This window comes from Xanthomonas sp. F4, from assembly GCF_011761895.1.
In genome coordinates this window covers 2,501-5,090 of sequence record NZ_JAASQX010000013.1, presented here as the reverse complement: position 1 = coordinate 5,090, position 2,590 = coordinate 2,501, and the positions used below count along the sequence as shown (strand labels likewise).

The 2,590-nt window shown below is 54.2% G+C and carries 1 rRNA gene (only partly in view); it reads right to left on the bottom strand.

What is annotated here, in order from left to right:
• Positions 1–174 precede the first annotated feature (174 nt).
• Positions 175–2,590: ribosomal RNA gene (locus FHR66_RS20855) — 23S ribosomal RNA — on the bottom strand; it runs 464 nt beyond the window's last position.

Below are 2,590 nucleotides of genomic sequence, written 5' to 3'. Positions count from 1 at the left end.
CGCTAATTTCACCAGGGAGACGGTTGGAGTGTCGCCACGTGCACGGTACTCGGTTGTTGGACCGAGGACGGCATGGGCGCCAGCCTCTCATAGGGTGTGATGTAGCGAGCGAGTGAGAGCGATCGACGTGTGTCGCGCTAAGGGATGCTTAATGAGGAAGCATCTTGAGGTTATATGGTCAAGCCGCACGGATCATTAGTATCAGTTAGCTCAATGCATTGCTGCACTTACACACCTGACCTATCAACCACGTAGTCTACATGGTTCCTTTAGGGGACTTGTGTCCCGGGAGATCTCATCTTGAGGCGCGCTTCCCGCTTAGATGCTTTCAGCGGTTATCGCTTCCGAACATAGCTACCCGGCAATGCCACTGGCGTGACAACCGGAACACCAGAGGTTCGTCCACTCCGGTCCTCTCGTACTAGGAGCAGCCCCTCTCAAATCTCCAACGCCCATGGCAGATAGGGACCGAACTGTCTCACGACGTTCTGAACCCAGCTCGCGTACCACTTTAAATGGCGAACAGCCATACCCTTGGGACCGACTACAGCCCCAGGATGTGATGAGCCGACATCGAGGTGCCAAACACCGCCGTCGATATGAACTCTTGGGCGGTATCAGCCTGTTATCCCCGGAGTACCTTTTATCCGTTGAGCGATGGCCCTTCCATACAGAACCACCGGATCACTAAGACCTACTTTCGTACCTGCTTGATCCGTCGATCTTGCAGTCAAGCACGCTTATGCCTTTGCACACAGTGCGCGATGTCCGACCGCGCTGAGCGTACCTTCGTGCTCCTCCGTTACTCTTTAGGAGGAGACCGCCCCAGTCAAACTACCCACCATACACGGTCCCCGATCCGGATTACGGACCTAGGTTAGAACGTCAAGCACGACAGGGTGGTATTTCAAGGATGGCTCCACTGCAGCTAGCGCCACAGTTTCATAGCCTCCCACCTATCCTACACAGACGAACTCAACGTTCAGTGTAAAGCTATAGTAAAGGTTCACGGGGTCTTTCCGTCTTGCCACGGGAACGCTGCATCTTCACAGCGATTTCAATTTCACTGAGTCTCGGGTGGAGACAGCGCCGCTGTCGTTACGCCATTCGTGCAGGTCGGAACTTACCCGACAAGGAATTTCGCTACCTTAGGACCGTTATAGTTACGGCCGCCGTTTACTGGGGCTTCGATCAAGAGCTTCGCCTTGCGGCTGACCCCATCAATTAACCTTCCAGCACCGGGCAGGCGTCACACCCTATACGTCCACTTTCGTGTTTGCAGAGTGCTGTGTTTTTGATAAACAGTCGCAGCGGCCTGGTTTCTGCGACCCTCTTCAGCTATAGCTCGCACGAGCCACCAAAAAGGGTGCACCTTCTCCCGAAGTTACGGTGCCATGTTGCCTAGTTCCTTCACCCGAGTTCTCTCAAGCGCCTGAGAATTCTCATCCTACCCACCTGTGTCGGTTTACGGTACGGTCTGCGTAAGCTGAAGCTTAGGAGCTTTTCCTGGAAGCGTGGTATCAGTGACTTCGTCTAAAAGACTCGTCTCGGTGCTCGGTCTTAAAGGATCCCGGATTTGCCAAAGATCCAAACCTACCGCCTTTCCCCGGGACAACCAACGCCCGGTACACCTAACCTTCTCCGTCCCTCCATCGCACTTACGCGAGGTGCAGGAATATTAACCTGCTTCCCATCGACTACGGCTTTCGCCCTCGCCTTAGGGGCCGACTCACCCTGCGCCGATTAACGTTGCGCAAGGAAACCTTGGGCTTTCGGCGTGCGGGTTTTTCACCCGCATTGTCGTTACTCATGTCAGCATTCGCACTTCCGATACCTCCAGCGGACTTCTCAATCCACCTTCGCAGGCTTACGGAACGCTCCTCTACCGCGCATCGCTTATCGCGATGCACCCCAAGCTTCGGTTCACTGCTTAGCCCCGTTAAATCTTCCGCGCAGACCGACTCGACCAGTGAGCTATTACGCTTTCTTTAAAGGGTGGCTGCTTCTAAGCCAACCTCCTGGCTGTCTATGCCTTTCCACATCGTTTTCCACTTAGCAGTGAATTTGGGACCTTAGCTGTGGGTCTGGGTTGTTTCCCTTTTCACGACGGACGTTAGCACCCGCCGTGTGTCTCCCATACAGTCCGTCTCGGTATTCGGAGTTTGCAATGGTTTGGTAAGTCGCGATGACCCCCTAGCCATAACAGTGCTCTACCCCCGAGAGGATACATATGAGGCGCTACCTAAATAGCTTTCGAGGAGAACCAGCTATCTCCGGGTTCGATTAGCTTTTCACTCCTAATCACACCTCATCCCCTACCTTTGCAACGGGAGTGGGTTCGGGCCTCCAGTCAGTGTTACCTGACCTTCACCCTGGGCATGACTAGATCACCCGGTTTCGGGTCTACTGCCCGCGACTATGCGCCCTTATCAGACTCGGTTTCCCTTCGCCTCCCCTATACGGTTAAGCTTGCCACGAACAGTAAGTCGCTGACCCATTATACAAAAGGTACGCAGTCACTCTTGCGAGCTCCTACTGCTTGTACGCACACGGTTTCAGGATCTATTTCACTCCCCTCTCCGGGGTTCTT